At 28.8% G+C, this 19,684-nt stretch carries 20 protein-coding genes; 4 read left to right on the top strand and 16 right to left on the bottom strand.

Going from position 1 to position 19,684, the window contains the following annotated elements; translation table 11 throughout:
• Positions 1 to 14 precede the first annotated feature (14 nt).
• Both BHAMNSH16_RS08325 and BHAMNSH16_RS08320 read right to left on the bottom strand, forming a co-directional pair.
• Positions 15 to 1,016, bottom strand: coding sequence for a PIN/TRAM domain-containing protein (locus BHAMNSH16_RS08325; protein ID WP_069732280.1), 1,002 nt, complete (start codon positions 1,014 to 1,016; stop codon positions 15 to 17).
• A gap of 63 nt (positions 1,017 to 1,079) precedes the next feature.
• The gene (locus BHAMNSH16_RS08320) at positions 1,080 to 1,667 is read right to left on the bottom strand and encodes a CarD family transcriptional regulator (protein ID WP_008721315.1); all 588 of its coding nucleotides are present in this window, start codon (positions 1,665 to 1,667) and stop codon (positions 1,080 to 1,082) included.
• Positions 1,668 to 1,919: 252 nt separating this feature from the next.
• Here BHAMNSH16_RS08320 and BHAMNSH16_RS08315 point away from each other — a divergent pair, with 252 nt between their 5' ends.
• Positions 1,920 to 3,308, top strand: a complete 1,389-nt coding sequence (locus tag BHAMNSH16_RS08315; RefSeq protein ID WP_008729429.1) for an MATE family efflux transporter — start codon at positions 1,920 to 1,922, stop codon at positions 3,306 to 3,308.
• Positions 3,309 to 3,757: 449 nt separating this feature from the next.
• Here BHAMNSH16_RS08315 and BHAMNSH16_RS08310 read toward each other — a convergent pair whose 3' ends face one another.
• The 9 genes from BHAMNSH16_RS08310 to BHAMNSH16_RS08270 all read right to left on the bottom strand — a co-directional run bounded on the left by BHAMNSH16_RS08310 (position 3,758) and on the right by BHAMNSH16_RS08270 (position 13,131).
• Complete coding sequence (locus tag BHAMNSH16_RS08310; protein ID WP_008729427.1) at positions 3,758 to 4,477, bottom strand: DUF4241 domain-containing protein; 720 nt, start codon at positions 4,475 to 4,477, stop codon at positions 3,758 to 3,760.
• Between the two features lie 110 nt (positions 4,478 to 4,587).
• The gene (locus BHAMNSH16_RS08305; RefSeq protein WP_008729426.1) at positions 4,588 to 4,947 is read right to left on the bottom strand and encodes a DUF1667 domain-containing protein; all 360 of its coding nucleotides are present in this window, start codon (positions 4,945 to 4,947) and stop codon (positions 4,588 to 4,590) included.
• 46 nt (positions 4,948 to 4,993) lie between these two features.
• On the bottom strand, positions 4,994 to 5,860 hold the full coding sequence (locus tag BHAMNSH16_RS08300; RefSeq protein WP_008729424.1) for an arginase family protein: 867 nt from the start codon (positions 5,858 to 5,860) through the stop codon (positions 4,994 to 4,996).
• 26 nt (positions 5,861 to 5,886) lie between these two features.
• Positions 5,887 to 7,161, bottom strand: coding sequence for an NAD(P)/FAD-dependent oxidoreductase (locus BHAMNSH16_RS08295; protein WP_008729422.1), 1,275 nt, complete (start codon positions 7,159 to 7,161; stop codon positions 5,887 to 5,889).
• 62 nt (positions 7,162 to 7,223) lie between these two features.
• Positions 7,224 to 8,657 carry an NAD(P)/FAD-dependent oxidoreductase gene (locus BHAMNSH16_RS08290; RefSeq protein WP_008729419.1) on the bottom strand — a complete coding sequence of 478 codons (1,434 nt, stop codon included), beginning with the start codon at positions 8,655 to 8,657 and terminating at the stop codon, positions 7,224 to 7,226.
• Between the two features lie 122 nt (positions 8,658 to 8,779).
• Complete coding sequence (gene glpK / locus BHAMNSH16_RS08285) at positions 8,780 to 10,264, bottom strand: glycerol kinase GlpK (RefSeq protein WP_008729417.1); 1,485 nt, start codon at positions 10,262 to 10,264, stop codon at positions 8,780 to 8,782.
• Positions 10,265 to 10,327: 63 nt separating this feature from the next.
• Positions 10,328 to 11,068 carry an MIP/aquaporin family protein gene (locus tag BHAMNSH16_RS08280; RefSeq protein ID WP_008729414.1) on the bottom strand — a complete coding sequence of 247 codons (741 nt, stop codon included), beginning with the start codon at positions 11,066 to 11,068 and terminating at the stop codon, positions 10,328 to 10,330.
• A gap of 49 nt (positions 11,069 to 11,117) precedes the next feature.
• Positions 11,118 to 11,615 carry a rubrerythrin family protein gene (locus BHAMNSH16_RS08275; RefSeq protein ID WP_008729411.1) on the bottom strand — a complete coding sequence of 166 codons (498 nt, stop codon included), beginning with the start codon at positions 11,613 to 11,615 and terminating at the stop codon, positions 11,118 to 11,120.
• A gap of 304 nt (positions 11,616 to 11,919) precedes the next feature.
• A complete protein-coding gene (locus tag BHAMNSH16_RS08270) occupies positions 11,920 to 13,131 on the bottom strand; it encodes an MFS transporter (protein ID WP_008729410.1) in 1,212 nt (403 codons plus the stop codon).
• 98 nt (positions 13,132 to 13,229) lie between these two features.
• Here BHAMNSH16_RS08270 and BHAMNSH16_RS08265 point away from each other — a divergent pair, with 98 nt between their 5' ends.
• On the top strand, positions 13,230 to 13,481 hold the full coding sequence (locus tag BHAMNSH16_RS08265) for a hypothetical protein (protein WP_008729408.1): 252 nt from the start codon (positions 13,230 to 13,232) through the stop codon (positions 13,479 to 13,481).
• 28 nt (positions 13,482 to 13,509) lie between these two features.
• Here BHAMNSH16_RS08265 and BHAMNSH16_RS08260 read toward each other — a convergent pair whose 3' ends face one another.
• Together BHAMNSH16_RS08260 and BHAMNSH16_RS08255 are read right to left on the bottom strand one after the other, a co-directional pair.
• Entirely contained in the window at positions 13,510 to 14,373 is an 864-nt protein-coding gene (locus tag BHAMNSH16_RS08260) for a patatin-like phospholipase family protein (protein ID WP_069732279.1), read from the bottom strand.
• A gap of 79 nt (positions 14,374 to 14,452) precedes the next feature.
• Positions 14,453 to 15,049, bottom strand: a complete 597-nt coding sequence (locus tag BHAMNSH16_RS08255; protein WP_008732122.1) for a GDSL-type esterase/lipase family protein — start codon at positions 15,047 to 15,049, stop codon at positions 14,453 to 14,455.
• 97 nt (positions 15,050 to 15,146) lie between these two features.
• Between BHAMNSH16_RS08255 and BHAMNSH16_RS08250 the strand changes: the two genes are divergently transcribed.
• Entirely contained in the window at positions 15,147 to 16,004 is an 858-nt protein-coding gene (locus tag BHAMNSH16_RS08250) for an aldo/keto reductase (protein ID WP_039955063.1), read from the top strand.
• A 75-nt stretch (positions 16,005 to 16,079) separates the two neighbouring features.
• Positions 16,080 to 16,733 carry a fructose-6-phosphate aldolase gene (gene fsa / locus BHAMNSH16_RS08245; RefSeq protein WP_008732125.1) on the top strand — a complete coding sequence of 218 codons (654 nt, stop codon included), beginning with the start codon at positions 16,080 to 16,082 and terminating at the stop codon, positions 16,731 to 16,733.
• Between the two features lie 426 nt (positions 16,734 to 17,159).
• Here fsa and BHAMNSH16_RS08240 read toward each other — a convergent pair whose 3' ends face one another.
• From BHAMNSH16_RS08240 to BHAMNSH16_RS08230, 3 genes are all read right to left on the bottom strand, one after another.
• Positions 17,160 to 18,539 carry a phage terminase large subunit gene (locus BHAMNSH16_RS08240; protein ID WP_008732126.1) on the bottom strand — a complete coding sequence of 460 codons (1,380 nt, stop codon included), beginning with the start codon at positions 18,537 to 18,539 and terminating at the stop codon, positions 17,160 to 17,162.
• A gap of 147 nt (positions 18,540 to 18,686) precedes the next feature.
• Entirely contained in the window at positions 18,687 to 19,004 is a 318-nt protein-coding gene (locus BHAMNSH16_RS08235; protein ID WP_008732128.1) for a hypothetical protein, read from the bottom strand.
• On the bottom strand, positions 18,991 to 19,509 hold the full coding sequence (locus BHAMNSH16_RS08230) for a Panacea domain-containing protein (RefSeq protein ID WP_069732278.1): 519 nt from the start codon (positions 19,507 to 19,509) through the stop codon (positions 18,991 to 18,993). The genes BHAMNSH16_RS08235 and BHAMNSH16_RS08230 overlap by 14 nt, the downstream gene beginning before the upstream one ends.
• Positions 19,510 to 19,684: the final 175 nt, after the last annotated feature.

Raw genomic sequence — 19,684 nt, 5'->3', positions numbered from 1 at the left:
TATACTCCTTAAAATTATTTATTTTGATTATCATGTCTTTTTTTATTATTAGTAGTTTTAGAGTTTGCAAGAGAGGCAAATATTACTCTGCCTGCTTCTTTAGGAAGTACATTATCTATTTCTATTTCAACATTTTTGCCTATTAGATGTTTAGCATTATCAACTACTATCATAGTACCGTCCTCTAAATATCCTAAAGCCTGTTTATCTTTTCCCTCCCTTATCAGATCTATATTTATAGTTTCACCCGGCAAAACTACAACATGAAGCGAATTGGCCAAATCATTGATATTTAATATATCTACTTCATGTATAGATGCTACTTTCATCAAATTAAAATCATTTGTTATCACTTTAGCATCCATTTTTTTGGCAAGTTCTATAAGTTTTAAATCCACTTCTTTGATATTAGGAAAATCTATATCAGTTATAGAAAGAAGTATATTCTTAGAAGATTTCATTTTATTCAATATCTCTAAAGCCCTTCTTCCTCTTATTCTTTTCTGAGGATCTCTTGCATCACTTAAAAACTGCACCTCTTTTATAACAAATTCCGGAAGTATAAGAAGTCCGTCAAAAAATTTTTTTTCAGCAATATCATATATCCTTCCGTCTACTATGACAGAAGTATCCAATATCTTTGAAGTTTTCATCTTATCCTTATTCGTAAGTTTAAACATATTTGATATACTTGGTATAAAAGCTATAATAATACCGAAAATTAAATAGCCTTCTATAAAAAGAATAATCAATTTCTCATTTAATGATAATGATATTCCTACAATATTAATTGTAGTTATAGTCAAAAGTACAGTAATTAATGTTAGAAAGAATGATATAAAAAAAGCTAATATAATTTTAGAAGATTTCTTTCTAATAAATAGTAGTTCAAATAAAAATACCAATACAGCACTTATTATAAATACTGTTAATGTCTTATAATTAAAATGTTTTAATATAAAATAATCCAAAGCCAGTACTATACAAGATAGTACAAAATATACTATTCTCCACATAATTTCCCCTTGTTTTTATTTATACACATATTATATTTTTAATGTAATAAACTAGATAGATTATTATTCTTTAGAAATATCTTTTTTCTTTCTTTTTCCGTTTTTAGCGGTTTCTTTTTCTTCTTTAACTACCTTCTCTTTTTCTAAAGGCTTAGTTTTGAATTTTTTTGCGGATTTTTCCAAAGCATTTGATACTATATCTTCTATTTCATCTCTATCTTTTTTTAAAGCTATACTAATTTCATTAACTATAAACATATATGCTTTTTCATATAAACGCTTTTCACTTGCAGAAAGTTCTTTTAACTTATTTCTTGTAAATAAACTCCTTGCAACCTCTATCGTATCTTTGATATCTCCACTTCTAAGTTTTTCCTCGTTTTCCTGATATCTTATTTTCCAATTATTTTCTATATCATGAGGTTTTGTCTGCAATATATTTAAAAGATTATCAGCTTCTGATTTAGATATAATCTTTCGTATACGATATTCTTTAACTCTATTTATAGGCACTTTTAATGTAATATTTTCACTTTCGCATTCTAAAACATAACATTCTACTAGATTAGAATTAACTTTATTATTTGATATACCCATAACTTTACATATACCATACATAGGGTATACAACATAAGTATTCAATTTATACATATTAGCCTTTCTTGTCAATAGTTAATGGTTTATTCTAATAAAATATAATAATACACCTCGTTCTATTATATGTCAAAATTATAAAAAATCAAGTATTTTATTACAGTACTAATGTGCTATTTGTATAATTAAATAAAAAATTCATTGTGAACTCAATAAATAAACTTCTAAAATTTACATATATATTGCTTGATAAATTTTAATATATAGTATACTATATATTATTAATAAAAATTAGGAGGTACTAACAATATGACAGATAAAAAAATAGAATTGTTTGAAAATTATCCTGTACATAAAGCTCTAATGACGCTAGCACTTCCAACTATACTAGGAATGTTAGTCAATGTTTTTTATAATATGGTAGATACTTTTTTTGTAGGAAAAACAGGAGATCCTAATCAGGTAGCTGCAGTATCGCTTTGTATGCCTATATATTTGCTTCTTATGGCTTTTGGTAATATTTTCGGTATAGGAGGAGGTTCTTATATATCAAGAAAATTAGGTGCTAAAGATTATGAAAGTGTAAAAAAAATATCCTCTTTTGCTTTTTATGCGAGCATTATAGTAGGATTTATATCTATGGCTGTGTATCTAATCTTTATGAAAGACATACTAAAAATATCAGGAGCAAGTCCTAATACATATCAATTTTCTAAAAATTACTTGATAATAGTAGCATTTGGGGCTCCTTTTGTAGTAAATCAAATGGCTATGGGACAGATTGTTCGTGCTGAAGGATCTTCAAAAGAAGCTATGATTGGTATGATGATAGGTACTGTGGTTAATATAGTATTAGACCCTATCATGATACTTTATATGAATATGGGTGTTGCCGGTGCTGCTCTTGCAACAATAATAGGTAATGCCTGCTCTACTGTATACTACATATATCATATACTAAGAAAAAAATCTTTCTTATCAATACATGTTAAAGATTTTTCTTTGCATCAAGACATACTTATCAATGTATTTTCTATAGGAATACCTGTTTCTATAAACAACATACTTATGAGTGCTTCAAACATACTTATAAATAATTTAGCTGCAGGATACAGTGATAATGTAGTGGCAGGACTTGGAGTAGCTCAAAGAATATTTACACTTGTTATACTTGTATTTATAGGTCTTTCTCAAGGTCTTCAACCTTTTGTAGGATATAACTTCGCTTCTAAAAACTACAAGAGAATGAACTCTGCCATAAAAATATCATGTGTTGTAAGTGTAGTAATAGGATGCTTACTTTTAGGGCTATCATTAATATTTGGAAGATGGTCTGTAGGAGTATTTATTAACAATGAAGAAGTTATAGATTACGGAGTGAAATTTTTAGTAGCAAGTTATGCCATAGCCCCTATAATAGGCTTTCAATTTGTATTTATGTCTACATTCCAAGCATTAGGAAAATCTATACCTTCTTTAGTGCTTTCATTAAGCAGACAGGGTATAGCATTCATACCGACAATACTTATAGGTACTAAATTATTTGGTATAAATGGTATTATATGGTCTCAGCCTATAGCTGATATTGTAAGTGTGGCATTGGCTACAGTTATGTATATTTATATTTATAAGAAAATGAAAAGAAAAGCATTAGAAGAAGAAAATAATAATTCAGAGCCTGCTTATGCTAATGTATGATATTTAGCAAAAATTTTATAAACCCAGCATGCATTTTTATTCTTTAAAAGTGCATGCTTTTTTATAATAATCTAATTGTATTTAGAATTATATCAACGCATGCTAAATGCATTTTTATTATAAATTTATTTCAAATTAATAATAAACTTTATATTTTTAATATCACTTTTGGTAAATAGCATAACAAATTTAAACACAGCTTGGGCGGGTGCTTAAATTTCTAATAAAACAATAAATATAGTAAAAGTAAAATTATTTATTTAAACAACAAAGATAAAGGGCGGGGTATGTAATTAAAGTTTTAAAACTTAATTACATTTGCCCACCCTCTATATTTATAGTTTTAATCTGTAATATTAACTTTAATTTTTATTGTTATCCGATTAGATTTTTTAGCTGCCCGCCCAATATTTTTTTAATTTATTGTGTGTATACCGCAGTGATAAAAATTATTCATCATCATCATTCAAATCTATAAATATGGTATATAAAGCACATATATTTTCATTTTCATCATAAGCAAAATAAGAAGGATAATAACCATCACCATAACCGCTTGTAAATAATACTATATTAGAATCACTTTCAGGTATATTCCAATTAAGCCAATCACCATATTCAGATTGATACTTAGGATTATTTTTGGCATTATCTTCTAATAAATCAGCAAATAAATCATCATATCTGTTGTCAAAATCACCATTACTTTCTTTTTCTAGTTTATCTTCATATTCAAAATATTTTTCAGCTGCCTCATAATCGCAAAAACAGCCCATACCAGCATCCACAGGATATCCGAAAAACTCACCTTCTTCTACTTCAGACAAATCTTCTTCACCTGTAACAGCAAGTTCATATCTTTTAGGTTCATTATTAGAGAAAGAAATTTTAGCTATAGAAATTCTCTCTTCATCTTTTATTATAAGAAGTGAAACTTTATATTTATCAGGATTTACAGTTTGAATAAAAGGAGATACTTGATTCTCAAACATATATGCTAAAGGATCGCATGCAATTATTTTTCCTGTTTTTAAATTAACTTCTCCTATATCTAATATATCAAGTTCTATATCATTAAATTTTTTCTCTCTAAAAGTCTTATCCAAATCAAAACTAGGTACTAAAAGATGTTTTACTTTATCGAATTGTTGTTTAAAATTTTTATCCATATGCTGCTCCAAATAGTTTTTTATTAATAATACTATAAAATATAAATAAAAACAAATAAAAAGGCACTGTCTTATATAAACAATGCCTTTTTAAATTATTTAATATAATATTAAACAGCTTCTATATTTCTAGTAGCTACTATGTCCGAACCAGCAGCATTATGAAGCACAATATCTCCAATATGAATAGGTGCCTGAACTTCTACAGTTTTTAAAGCCTCTAAACATTCATTAATTCTTGATTTGTCTATAGGCTCTTTAGTTTTTACTGGAAGCATTTTTAATTTACCGTTTTTTATTTTTACTATAGAAGTAACCATTCTCACAGGACGAACAACCTCATCTCTGGCATAAGTGTCTCCTCTTTTGCAGGTATTACCGCTTACGCTTGTAACTTGATTTCCATCCATCTCCACAGACAAAGCACAGCCCATAGGGCAGCATATACAAGTTAATTCTTTTTTTTCCATAAAATTACTTCCTTTTATCTTTTAATAGTTTTTAGTTTATAATTATCTAATTAAATAAAGGCAGCTCAGCCATCATATTTTTCATAAGTATTTCTACCCTTGGCATATGCTCGGCTATAGTAAGCCCTACTAATTCTTTCTCTCTTGCAATATCATTTATAACCCTAACAGCCTCATTAATTTTCATTCCATTTGGAGAAACACCGACAGCCGCTATTATTTCATTAGGATCAAGAACATCTAAATCAAAATGTATGAATACTTTACTAGCCTTGCATTCTTTAAGCCATTTTATTATACATTCGCTTGACTTAGAAATCTCTTCAGGAGCCAAATGCTTTATGCCATACTCTTTTTGACGAATCCTTATCTCCTCTCTTTCCCAGTCTCTAAGACCTAAAAATAAAATATTTTCTGCTGAAATTTTACTTGGAAGATTATTTATAGCCTCTATTTTACCCATGCAGGCACTTACAGCCATAGCATGATATCCTGCATAAGTATTGTCTTCAGGTAAAGTTATATCAGGGTGAGCGTCTATCCATATTAAAGCTATATCATTATTATATTTTTTGTTTAAATATGTAAAAGGAGCAGCACTTACAGAACATTCTCCTCCAAAAACTATTATTTTATCAGGATTGTTTTTATTTAGTATATCTAAGGCACTATTAGTTTGATTTACTATATAATCATAATCCATAATACCATTTTTTACTTCTCTTTTTTCTATATTAAGAGAAACAGGAACTTCTATAGTTTTATGAGTATTATTTTCTGGTGCTAATATAATTAAAAGTTTAGCTCCTAGATAATAGCCTCTTGAAGAATCTTCAGGTTTTAACTCCTTTATCCAATGCGATATTATACCGCCCTGCCACTGCGGATAAACTAACCTTAAAGTTTGAGACATAAATATAAACTCCAAATTATATTATATTAATTATCTTCTATCTTAAACTCAATATTTTTAATACCTTCTTTTGAAAGCATAGCCTTATCTAATTTTACACTCTCCATTTCACCGGGAGCAAATATCAAATGCTTTTTATGTATCACTCTCTCGCCGTCAAAATATACATTTAAGAATTTGTTTTGAAATATAGCACTTACTCTAAACCTTACCATCACATGATCATCTACATTGTGAGCATTAATCATAGAAGGCACAGTATATCTCACACCATTAGAGCCTTTTAATGAAATAGAGTTTGTATTATCTCTTCTTTTGTTTTTAAGTACATACTCGGCAGCACTTTTTCCAGCAGTTTCAGCCTCTTCAGAAACAAAATCTACCAAGTCATGAACATGAAGAACATTACCGCAAGAGAATACTCCGTCAATATTAGTCTCCAAACTTTCATTAACTATAGCACCAGAGGTTATAGGGTTAATCTCAACGCCAATCTCTTTTGAAAGCTCATTTTCTGGTATAAGCCCAACAGATAAAAGCAAAGTATCGCATGAATAATATTCTTCAGTACCTTTAATAGGCTTCATATTCTCATCAACTTTAGCTATTGTAACGCCTTCAAGTCTGTCTTTACCTTTTATGTCGATAACTGTATGACTTAATTTAAGAGGTATATTAAAATCGTCCAAACACTGAACTATATTTCTTTTAAGCCCTCCAGAAAATGGAAGTATCTCGGCAACAACCTTAACTTTAGCTCCCTCAAAAATCATTCTCCTAGCCATAATAAGACCAATATCTCCAGAGCCAAGTATAACAACTTCCTTGCCCGGCATATATCCTTCTATATTTACTAAATGCTGAGCAGCACCCGCAGAAAATATCCCGGCAGGTCTGAAACCCGGTATATTCAAAGCCCCTCTTGAACGCTCACGGCAGCCCATAGCAAGTATCAGAGCTTTAGAGCTAATCTGCACCAAGCCTTCTTCTTTATTGATATAAGTAATTATTTTTTCTTTACTATCATTAAGCACAATATCAAGCACCATAGTATTGAGTTTATAATTAATATTTAAATCATAAACTTTTTCTATAAATCTATAAGCGTACTCAGGACCTGTTAGCTCCTCGCCAAATCTATGAAGACCGAAACCATTATGTATGCATTGATTGAGTATGCCGCCAAGCACATCATCACGCTCCAACATAATCAAATTATCTATTCCGTTTTCTTTAGCAGAAATAACAGCAGCAAGCCCAGCAGGACCTCCGCCTATAACAACAACATCATAAGTTTGCATTTTTACTCCTAAAATAATAAGTAAATAAATAAAAACTCTTTTTTTATTAATTTACACTTTAACTACTGCTTATCATAACCAATAACTATTTCAGAGCCTTTGCCGCATTTAGTAATAGTTAGAGGAGAAACATTAAGTTCTCTCGCTAATATCTCTATTATCTTAGGAGAACAAAAACCGCCCTGACATCTTCCAAGCCCGGCACGCACTCTTCTTTTTACTCCGTCAATAGATTTAGCTCCTATAGGACTTTTTATAGCTTCTACAATCTCACCCTCAGTTACCTTTTCACATCTGCAGATTATATGTCCGTATAAAGGATTTTCTTTTATGAGTTTATTTTTCTCTTCATTAGAAAGTTTATTAAAATGAGTTATTCCCTTTCTTTTTTCTATAAAGTTTTCTTTTTTCTCGAAGTTTCCTTTCTTGCTTACAATATCGGCAACCATTACACCAATAGCAGGAGAAGAAACAAGACCAGGGGATTCTATACCAGCACAGTCGAAAAATCCTTCGCAGTCTTCAAGCTCTTTTATGATAAACTCATGATTATCTTCATGAGGACGAAGCCCGCAGAATGAAGTTATAACCTTATTATACGGTATATTTTTTACCGTGAGTTTTGACTTTTCTATAATCTGAGCAAGTCCTTCAGCTGTGGTATTTAAGCCCTCTTTATCTTCTATATCAATAGCAGTAGGTCCAAGCATTATATTGCCATGAGCTGTGGGCGTAACTAATATACCTTTACCCAATTTTGTAGGAAGTGCAAATATTGTAGAAGTTACTAAATTATCAACTTCTTTGTCAAGCAATATATAGTCGCCTCTTCTTGGAGTAATATGTATTTTGTTTTTGCTCATCATATTATGAAACTTATCAGCATAAACTCCGGCAGCATTAACAATATATTTAGCTTTTATAACTCCGTTATTAGTTTCTGCTTCAAAAGTACCGTCATCAAGTTTTTTGATATTTATAACTTCAGTATAAAATTTAAATTCAACTCCATTAGCATAAGCATTTTCAGCATAAGCAATATTTAAAATGAATGGATCTACTATACCTCCAGTAGGAGCATACAAAGCACCGCATACATTATCGTTTAGATTAGGCTCTTTTTTATGAACTTCTTCTTTATTTAATATTTGAAGTCCTTCAACTCCGTTTTTTATTCCTCTGTCATATATAGTTTTAAGATTAGGCATGTCCTCTTCATTAGTACATACCACCAATGAACCATTCTGTTTAAAAGGCACATCAAGGTCTTCTGCTATTTTCGGCATCATCTTATTGCCAAGAACATTTAACTTTGCCATAAGTGAACCATTTGCCGCATCAAACCCTGCATGCACTATTCCGCTGTTGGATTTTGAAGTGCCTGAGCAAACATCTTCGCCTCTTTCAACAACACATATACTAGCTTTATACCTAGAAAGTTCGCGTGCTGAAGAAGTACCAGACACACCAGCACCAATAATTAATATATCATACATTATATATCCCTCGTAAATTATATTAGATGTTATTAATTGAAATAAATAATTAAGAACTAAATGCATATTAATATTCAATTATTAGAAATGAATATTAATATGCAAATAATGACAATAAGAAATTATAAAGCCCAGCCTCTTGATCTCTCAACAGCTTTTTTCCAGCCCATATATTTTTTATTTCTTTCTTCTTCAGAAATTGAAGGAGTAAACTCTCTCTCTAATTTCCATCTATTTGCTATCTCATCTTTATCCTTCCAGAATCCCACAGCAAGTCCGGCCAAATAAGCAGCACCCAAAGCAGTAGTCTCAGTAATTTGAGGACGAAGAACTTTTGTATTAATAATATCAGCCTGAAACTGCATTAAGAAATTATCACGGCAGGCTCCTCCGTCTACTTTTAATGAAGCTAATTTTACTCCGCTGTCAGCAACCATAGCGTCAATAACATCTTTACTCTGATAAGCTATAGCCTCTTCTGCTGCTCTTATTATATGACTTCTATTAACTCCTCTTGTAATACCTACTAAACAGCCTCTTGCATACATATCCCAATAAGGAGCACCAAGCCCAACAAATGCAGGTACTAAATAAACTCCGTTAGTATCTTTTACTTTAGTAGCGAAATATTCAGTGTCTTTTGCATCATGAAGAAGTCTTAATTCATCGCGTACCCATTGTATAACAGCACCAGCTATAAATACAGAACCTTCCAAAGCATATTCTATTTTTCCGTTATATCCTATACCTATGGTAGTAATAAGTCCGTTTTTACTTAATATAAAATTCTCTCCGACATTCATAAGAATGAAACTTCCAGTACCATAAGTATTTTTTGTGTCGCCTTTATTAAATCCAGCCTGACCAAATAATGCTGACTGCTGGTCTCCTGCTATTCCAGATATAGGTACCTCTTTACCATTAATATTAGCGTATCCATAAACACATGAAGAATCTTTTACCTCTGGAAGCATACTCATAGGTATGTCTAATTCTCTTAAAATATTTTCGTCCCATTTGAGTTCTTTGATATTATAAATCATAGTCCTTGATGCATTAGTATAGTCAGTAACATGAACTTTACCGCCTGTAAGTTTCCATACAAGCCAAGTGTCTATTGTACCGAAAAGTAAATCGCCTTTATTAGCCTTTTCTCTAGCACCCGGAACATTATCAAGTATCCATTTTATTTTAGTACCAGAAAAATAAGCATCAACAACTAAACCAGTATTTTCTCTTATATAAGTATCAAGTCCTTTTTTCTTTAAATCATCGCAAATAGGGGCAGTTCTTCTGCATTGCCAAACTATAGCATTATAAATAGGCTCGCCTGTATTTTTATCCCATACAACAGTAGTTTCTCTTTGATTTGTAATACCAATAGCAGCTATCTCTTCGGGCTTAACTCCTGCAATCTGTATGGCTTCCTGTAAAACTCCGAACTGAGTAGCCCAAATTTCTGCAGCATTATGTTCAACCCAGCCTTCATGAGGATAAATCTGTGTAAACTCTTTTTGAGCAACTGAAATCATATTCTGATCATAATCAAATACTATTGCTCTGCTGCTGGTTGTTCCTTGATCTATTGCAACTACATATTTTGACATAATTTAAAAACTCCTTATTTTTATTTTTTATACCTTTATTTATTTTACTGCCTTCCTAATTAATTATTTCTTAGCAAATACTTTTCCAACAGTAAAATCATATATAATAGCTCCTAAAACTCCTCCTACTATAGGCCCTACAACAGGAACTATCCATATATTGCTTCCGTCAGTAAGTCCGTTATTTTTAAATCCTGCTACAACAGCAAAAAGTCTAGGTGCTAAATCACGGGCAGGATTAATAGCATAACCATGCATAAAACCAAATGACATACCTATGGCAACTATTATAAGACCAACTACTATAGGTCCTAAATTAGAGCCTGCCGGAGTGTTATTAGCATCTCCTGTGGCAAGAATTAAAAATACTAAAAGAAATGTTCCTACTACTTGATCTATAAATCCAGGCCAAAATCCAGGTACTGCAGGAAAAGTAGCAAATACTCCTGTAGTGCTTGAAAATGTAGGATCAACTTCTATCCACTTTCCATAATAAACAGCAAATACTATAGCAGCCCCTATAAAACAGCCTATCATCTGTGCTATAACATAATACCAAACTTTAGACCATTGGAATCTTCCTGTAGTAGCTAATGCTAAAGTAACAGCAGGATTAAGATGAGCCCCGCTTATCTTTCCGGATGCATATATACCAAAAGTAACAGCTAGTCCCCAAGCTATGTGTATATTAATAGCTGCCCCATTATTACCTATATTAACTGCCGCAACTACACCGCATCCGAATAAAATTAAAATCATAGACCCAATCAATTCAGCTAAAAATTCTGCTTTCTTACTATACATACTTTAACCTCCATAATAATAGTTTTTTAATAATATGTGTTTTAATTAATTAGTTTATGCCGCCTACCCTATACTGCTCGCATACTGGACATCTCTTTGGGGCAGAAGCCTCATTATGTACATAGCCGCATTTACCGCATTGCCATTTTTTTATACTATCTTCATTATTTCCCAAATATTTCTCAAACATCTTTTTATGCTCTTCTTCTATTTTTCCAACATGCTCAAAAAGTATAGCTATATCATTAAAACCTTCCTCCCTTGCAGTTTCTGCAAATTTTAAATACATATCTGTAGATTCGTAAGTCTCCCCTGCTATAGCATCTTTTAAATTTTCATCTTTTGAAAGTATTCCATGATAGCGTTCAAACCATAACTTACCATGTTCCTGCTCATTTCTGGAGGCTTTCTCATAAGCTAATGCCAAATTCTCCATTCCATCTTCCCTAGCTTTTTCGGCATAGTACATGTATTTGCACCTTGCCATCGCTTCTCCTATAAAAGCAGTTTTTAAATTCTCAGCTGTTTTTGATTTTTTTAAATCCATCATTACCTCCTATTTTTTTGATTATTTGTTCTATAATTAACTAGTATAGAAATTTTATTAATGAAATATATATAAATGCTCAAAAAAATGTTTTTTTTCAAAGTTTTGAGATAAAAAATAATATAAATATAGTAAAAATTATTTGATTTACATGAATTATACATATACCATGTTGTAGTATAATTGATATCATTTTTTTAATATGAATATATTAACTTTAATAAATCATTAATACACCTATAATTATACATATACCATGTATTCGTATTTTTGTACAAAAATTTAAAACAGTATTTTATACATTTTATACATTATCCCCGTATCTGTTTTTATTATAAAGCATAACCACACAAATAAAAGCAAGAACTGATAATACAGCCCCTCCAAATCCAACCCATCTTATTCCAAAATTATCAAATATACTGCTTCCTAAAAAAGAACCTAAAGCTATACCGAAGTTAAAAGAAAAGGAATTATTTGATGAAGCTAAAGTAATACAGGAAGGATAATCTTTTTCTGTGAAATCTAGTACATTAAGCTGGACAGGAGAATTCATTAAGTACATTAAAAAACCTATTATTAATATGACAATAGAAGAACTTACAGCATTAAGAAGGGCAAAAGGCAAAACTATCATACATAAAAACTGCATTATAAATACATATCTTAATCTATATACTCCATTATGTTCAGCTAATTTTCCTGAAAGAAGATTGCTGAAAAGAACTGTAACTCCGAATACTAATAATGCAGCACTTATATATTTATTAGGTATATGAATATAATCAAGAAAAATAGGCTTTAAATATGTATAAAGCACATAAGAAGAAGCAGCACCGAAAAGTATTGTAAAAGTACTTAATAAAAATCTAGAGTCTCTAAATAATATAAACTGTCCTAATAATTTTACTTTATGAGTAGGTGTATTTTTAGGAAGAGTAATAAACATTAAAATAAGCATAACAGCACTGAAAGCAGATATAAATATAAAAGAAGCTCTCCATCCGAAATAATAACTTATACTAGTGCCTATAGGTACACCAAAAATAGAGGCTATACTAAATCCTGAATAAATCCAAGCCACTGCCATAGGTCTTTTATCCTTAGATGATATATAGGGGGTAAATGATATCGAAACTGATATTAATGCCCCTGAAATTACAGCTATAAACATTCTAACGATAAGTAAAAATATATAATTTGAAGCCAATGAGCATAAGAAATTCCCTACTATAAATAGTATGCCGGCAAATATTATAAAATTAAATCTGTTAAACTTACCTGCTATAGCTGCAGAAAAAGGAGTACATACTGAATAAGCCAAAGCAAACATTGAAACAAGACCTCCTGCTTTGACTTCTGTAATATTAAAACATTCAGCTATTTCTGTTAATACTCCTATAACTATAAACTCGCTTGTACCTAAGGCAAAACTTAAAAGCACCAAAGCTATTATAGCCAATAGTTTATTTTCCTCTTTTTTTACTTCTGATATACTGCTTTCTAACACTGACATAATTTTTTCTCTAAAAAAATTACTATTAATGATATATTATGTTTAAAAAAATTCAATTGCAATGTATTATTTTTTTATATTTTATATAGGATACTTATATGAAATCTAAGGATAGATTATATTTTGATAATGCAAAAGAAAAAGAAGAAGCCGGACTTTATGAAGAAGCATTGGAATATTATAAAAAGGTATTGGAAGAAGATGATGAAAACATTGAAGCCTACTTCAGTATAAATCTTATAAAATCATACATTGAAATTGAGAAAAATACAGAAGATAAAGAAAAACAAAATAAATATGCTAAACTTTTTAATATATTTAATGAATTCTTAGATAAAAAGAATAAATAGAAAAAGATAAAAAAATAAAAAATGAAACTTATTTTAATAAATTTAAAGCATCAATATAGCCTTGATGCATGCATTTTTTTATGAAATTACTAGAGAAATTTAAAGTACCGTCAAAAAAATTACCTAAATCTTTTTTAGGATAAAGTTCATATACATTTATACTATTATCTAATTTATCTTTTAAAATATTTGAATTACTATTACTAGTTAAATGCCCAACTATTATATCCGTTAATTTACAACTTTTTAAAGCTTTTATTGGAGAATTATCGCTTATGCCTCCGTCAATATATAATGTACCTTTTATATTTTCAGGCGGAAATACTGCAGGTATTGCAGATGAAGCTAAAAGTATTTTTTTGATTGTCTTTAATGAATAATTGTTTAATTTGAAATAATATGGTTTTAAATTATCAATATTAGTACATGAAACATATATATTTATTTTTTTGATAGTTTCTTTATACAAATATTTATCCATTATTTCTATTATCCCATCTCTTGAAAATATAGCCGAAGTTGATAAAAAATTAATAAATGGAATCAATAAAATATTATCATCATCTAAAAAGTCAGATATTATCTCATTTAAAGCATTCTTAATATAGTTTTTTATTATTTTTAAAAAAGAGTTTATAACCTTATTCGGATTTAAAGTTAATATTTTATCTTCAACTTCATTGAGCCATATATTTTCTACTATTTGAGAGTTTAAATTATATATTGGAAATAGACATGCATTCAAAGCTCCTACAGAGGCACCTGATATAGCAGAGATGTATTTGCTAATATCAAGTTCTTTTAAAGCTTTAAAAACTCCTATATGATATGCTACTTTAGCTCCGCCTCCGTCTAATACTAAACCTATTTTTTTATTATTATTTTTATTCATAATTAGTATCCCAAAATATATTAAGATACTATTAATTTAGCATGTACTCATGACAGATTTTGTCAGTTTATTTTAACAATTAGAAATATTTTTTTAATTCTTTATGAATCTCTAAGGCAAATACATTATGTCCATTTTCACTTAAATGGACTCCGTCAAAGAATATATCATAATAATGATTTTCTTTTAATATTTTACTTACAAATAAATTATAAACATCTATACTTTTTATATTATTTGTTTTTGTATAATCATTTATAAAATTAACATACTCTTTTAGAATACTATCAAACTCTTCTATATTGCTTGATTCAAAAAAAGAAAATGCCTCCTTAACAAAAGAAATAGGAGTAAATACTATTATATCGATATTATTTTCTAAAGATTTATTTACTATGTTTATTAAATTATTCTCTATTTTTTCTAAATGCTTGCAGGTAAATATATCATTAACACCTCCCATTAAAATAATAGTGTCAGCATTTTCTCTTATACAATCCATATCAAAACGAATAAGCATGCCTGAAATCATATCTCCATTAATACCTTTATTTATAAATTTAATGTCTTTATGTTCTTCAGAAAATTTATCATTTAGAATTTTAGTCCAAACCTTATCCCTGCCAATCATATATCCGTAAGTGGTGCTGTCGCCTAAACAAACTATTTTTTTCATAAAATTAATTTCCTAAAATTTTTTTATGCATAATATTTTTATTTATTATATAATAATATATAAATATTTAAATAAAAATTATTGCGGAGAATATATAATGAACGATTTTAAAAGTTTAAAAGACACATTCACATTAAGCAATGGATATAAAATTCCATGCATAGGATTCGGTACTTGGCAGACTCCGGACGGTGAAACTGCAGTAAAAGCTGTAATAGAAGCTATAAATTACGGATACAGGCATATTGATACTGCTGCCGCTTATGGAAATGAAAAAAGCATTGGAAAAGCTGTCAGAGAAAGCAAAATAAACAGAAACGAATTATTTATTACAAGTAAGGTTTGGAATAAGGACAGAGGATATAAAACAACATTAGATGCTTTTGAAAAAACTATTAATAATTTACAAATTGATTATTTAGATTTATATCTTATTCATTGGCCTGCTTCAGTAAATAAATTTAAAGATTGGGATAATATTAATTTAGAAACTTGGAAAGCTATGACTGAGCTTTATAAAAAAGGTAAGATAAAATCAATAGGGGGTTCAAATTTCATGCCTCATCATTTAAAATCATTAATGGAAACAGAAGTTAAGCCTATGGTTAATCAAATAGAGTTTCACCCTGGCTTTATGCAGGAAGAAACTTATAAATACTGCAATGATAATAATATATTAGTAGAGGCTTGGAGTCCGCTTGGAACAGGTAAAATGCTTGATAATAATACATTAAAAGAAATAGCTTCTAAATATAATAAATCTGCAGCTCAGCTTTGCATAAGATGGTGTTTGCAAAACAATACTCTTCCTTTGCCTAAATCTGTAACTGCTTCTCGTATAAAAGAAAATACTGAAATTTTTGACTTTGATATAAGCGATGAAGATATGAAAACAATTAATGCTATGGAATACTTTGGAGGATCCGGACATCATCCTGATAAGGTTAATTTCTGATTATATTATTTATATATTGATAAAATATGTTTTAAGGTATATAATAACGCAAAAATTTATTAAGGGGATTTTTTAATGAAATTTTTTATAGATACAGCAAATGTTGATGAAATTAGAAAAGCTAATGATATGGGAGTAATTTGCGGAGTTACTACAAATCCATCTCTAATAGCTAAAGAAGGAAGAGATTTTAAAAAAACTATAGAAGAAATTACTACTATAGTTGATGGTCCTATATCGGGTGAAGTTAAGGCTACTACTGTTAAAGCTGAAGATATGATTGATGAGGCAAGAGAAATAGCTAAAATACATAAAAACATGGTAGTAAAAATTCCTATGACTTCTGAAGGATTAAAAGCAGTAAAAGTATTATCTAAAGAAGGAATTAAAACTAATGTTACTTTGATATTCTCTGCTAATCAGGCACTTTTAGCAGCAAGAGCAGGGGCTACTTATGTTTCTCCTTTCATTGGAAGACTTGATGATATATCTTCTGACGGTCTTGAACTTATTAGAACTATTTCAGAAATTTTTGCTACTCATGCAATAGAAACTGAAATTATTTCTGCAAGCGTAAGGCATCCTATACATGTTACAGAATGTGCATTAGCCGGTGCTGATATTGCTACGGTGCCTTATAATGTTATAGAGCAGATGACTAAACATCCATTAACTGATCAAGGTATAGAAAAGTTCAAAAAAGATTATGAGGCTGTTTTCGGTAAATAATTGGCTATAATTTTAATAATTGTTTTTTATTTTGGGGAAGTATTTTAATTAATGCTTCCCTTTTATAATTCATTACATCTGCCCGCCCTCTATATTTTTTAGTATAATCTGTAATTTATAAATTATTGTTCTTTTTAGTTTTTAATGTAATTATAGAAACCCACCCAAGATTTTTTTAAATTCATAGGTATATCTGCCGCACGCAGAATAAAATTAAAAATATATATTTATTTGCAATTCAAATTTTTATTATATTTATAATTTAGATTAACCGTGCGTTAAATAAATCAAAATTTTAAATAAAACTTGGGCGGGTGCTTCTATTTCTAAATTGGCTTTAAATGTAATTAATATTTTAAATTATAATATTGCTATAAAAATAAAAGGGCGGGGTATGTAATTAAAGTTCTAAATTAAAATAAATTTCTATTCTCCAAAAATAGCATTAACTAAATTTAATTTATCATCATTTTCTTCATAAATAATATCTTCAATACCAAATAATATCAAACTAGATAAAGCATCTGGAAAATCTAAATAACTAAATACATCTCCTTTAATACAGCTTCCTGCAAGTGAATCATCGAAATTAAGCAGCTGCCTTAAAGCTATATACCCCCGTCCATTATTCGTTTTTAACCATTTATCTGTATCGGAGCCATCCGGTACTTTCTGCCAGCTTTTGGGAAAATAAACTTTATCATATATCAAGTAGCTTGCATTTATTATTCTTTCTGCCTTATTCTTATGTACATAAAACGGAGTAACCTCAAAATGTTTCTCTAATCTCTTTACCAATTCCTTTTGTGCAAAATTGCTTTCGCATAATATTTTTTTTATATTTTTATTTGATAGAAAATTTATTATACTTTCATCTGTTGTAGAGTTAGAATCGTTTCTTATAAGTCCTGCATCTATTAAATAAATATCTTCGCCTATTTGTGTATATATTATGGCTGAAGTGAAACAATTATATTCTCCAAATGCAGGATCAACTATTGCTTTATGTTCTGAAGCATTAATCTTCTCTTTTATATCATTTAAACCATTCAAATTATCATCATAGAATTTTAGTTTTGAATATAAAAATATTTTTCCTTGTTTGTTTTTGATTTTACCAAGCCAGATATGATCATACATTTTCGGCATGAGTTTTAAAGTGGAAAGTCTTGATTTGTTTAATATATCGCTGAAATAATAATTACCATCATAATTTATAAATGTGATTAAAATGTTACTATCTTCGTATTCTTGATAATTGTATTTATTATTATTTTTATCTGTATAAAATTTATTTTCTAAGTTAAATTTAATTACTGTTTTGTAAATAAAATCTGTTTCAAATCTAGGATTAAATGCAATCCATATTTCACTTTTTTCTGCTCTTATTGAAGGCTCTAATATTTCATAACTTCTTTGAGTGAGAGTTTGAGCTTCTTCTATAAAACATATCCTAACATTATAAATAGATTTAATTTCTTCAATAGAACACTCTCTAATACCTAAAAATATAAATTTACAGTTTGTAACTTTATTAATAATTTCATTTCTTTTTATATTAAAAAAACTCTCAAGTTTTAATTCTTTAATAATGCTAACAAGAAGAGGATAAGTAGAATATCCTATTGACTTTTGAATCTCTCTTGAGCAAAGTATAACACCTTTAATCTCAAAACTTTTAGCTATAAGTATCCTAGCAATAGATTCGCTTTTTCCGCCGCCTCTGCCTCCAAATGCTATTTTTAAACGCTTATCAGTATTTGACCATTTCTCAAACGGTTTTAATATATTAAACTTTATTTCCATAGTGTTTTTTATTACCCATTATAAAAATATTATATAATCCTAATAAATATTAAAAATTATTAGTGATTATTAATAAAATTAGGGCATTACTATAACTATTAAATGTAAATAAAATTTTTAAACATTTATCATTTATATTTTATCATTTCATTTTTTTAATTTTATTATTTTATTAGTTTTTTTATCAGTTATAGAAGCAGATACTATATATTTTATTTCCTCAAATGTATTTTCTGTTAATTGTCTAACACCTTTTTCAAGTGCTAAACATAATGATATTTCTTTACTCAAACTTCCTACTTTTAATATGTATAATTTAAGCTGTTCATTAAAATAATCTTCTTCATCTCTCTGCAGTCTCCAATAAGCAGCATCATAAAGTATTGATAAATCTTTGTATACTTTTTTATATTTTTCTATAAAGTTAAAAACTTTTTCATCAACTTCTATACTATAATGCTTCACTTAATGCCTCTATATCATCAATATTAATTTCTTCTGCTTGAGCAGCATGTATTGCATAAATAGGAATTTCTTCTCCCATATCAGCTAATTCCCATATTTTATTATGCGATATATTACTTATTTCTCTTGCTGTGTAATTATCGCATATCAATTTTAAATAATGCTCCAATATAGAAACTTCTTCAGCAGTCATAATATCTAAATCAATATCATCTGTTAGACTAAAATAAAGCGTAGTATTATCAAGTCTATTTTTTGATGGTTTTCTTATTGAAATTTTTTTCTTCTCTTCCAAGCTTAATAAAATAGTTAATATTTTTTTAGGAACAGGTCCAAACTGTCTTTTTATATATTTATCATTGGTAATAGTTTTATTTTTTCTTATAAACATTTCTATATCAGAAAAAAACAATATCTTGTTTAATTTAATACTTCCTAATTTTCTAATATCATCACAGCTATTTATTATGTAATGAACTATTGTTTCGTATTTTTTATTATTCATAATATAAACCGCCTATTAGTTAAATTTATATTTATTAATAATACTTATAAGTAAATATAATATTAGAGTATAGTATATATACTTAAATTTTCAAGTTTAATAACTGTTATAAGCAAAAAATTATTAAAAAACTGCATATACCATCCATTTATATTTATCACTTTTAATCTTATAT

Source organism: Brachyspira hampsonii, from assembly GCF_002214805.1.
Taxonomy (GTDB): Bacteria; Spirochaetota; Brachyspiria; order Brachyspirales; family Brachyspiraceae; genus Brachyspira; species Brachyspira hampsonii.
Note: the sequence above shows the minus strand (reverse complement) of the source record. Positions and strands in the feature narration are given on the sequence as shown.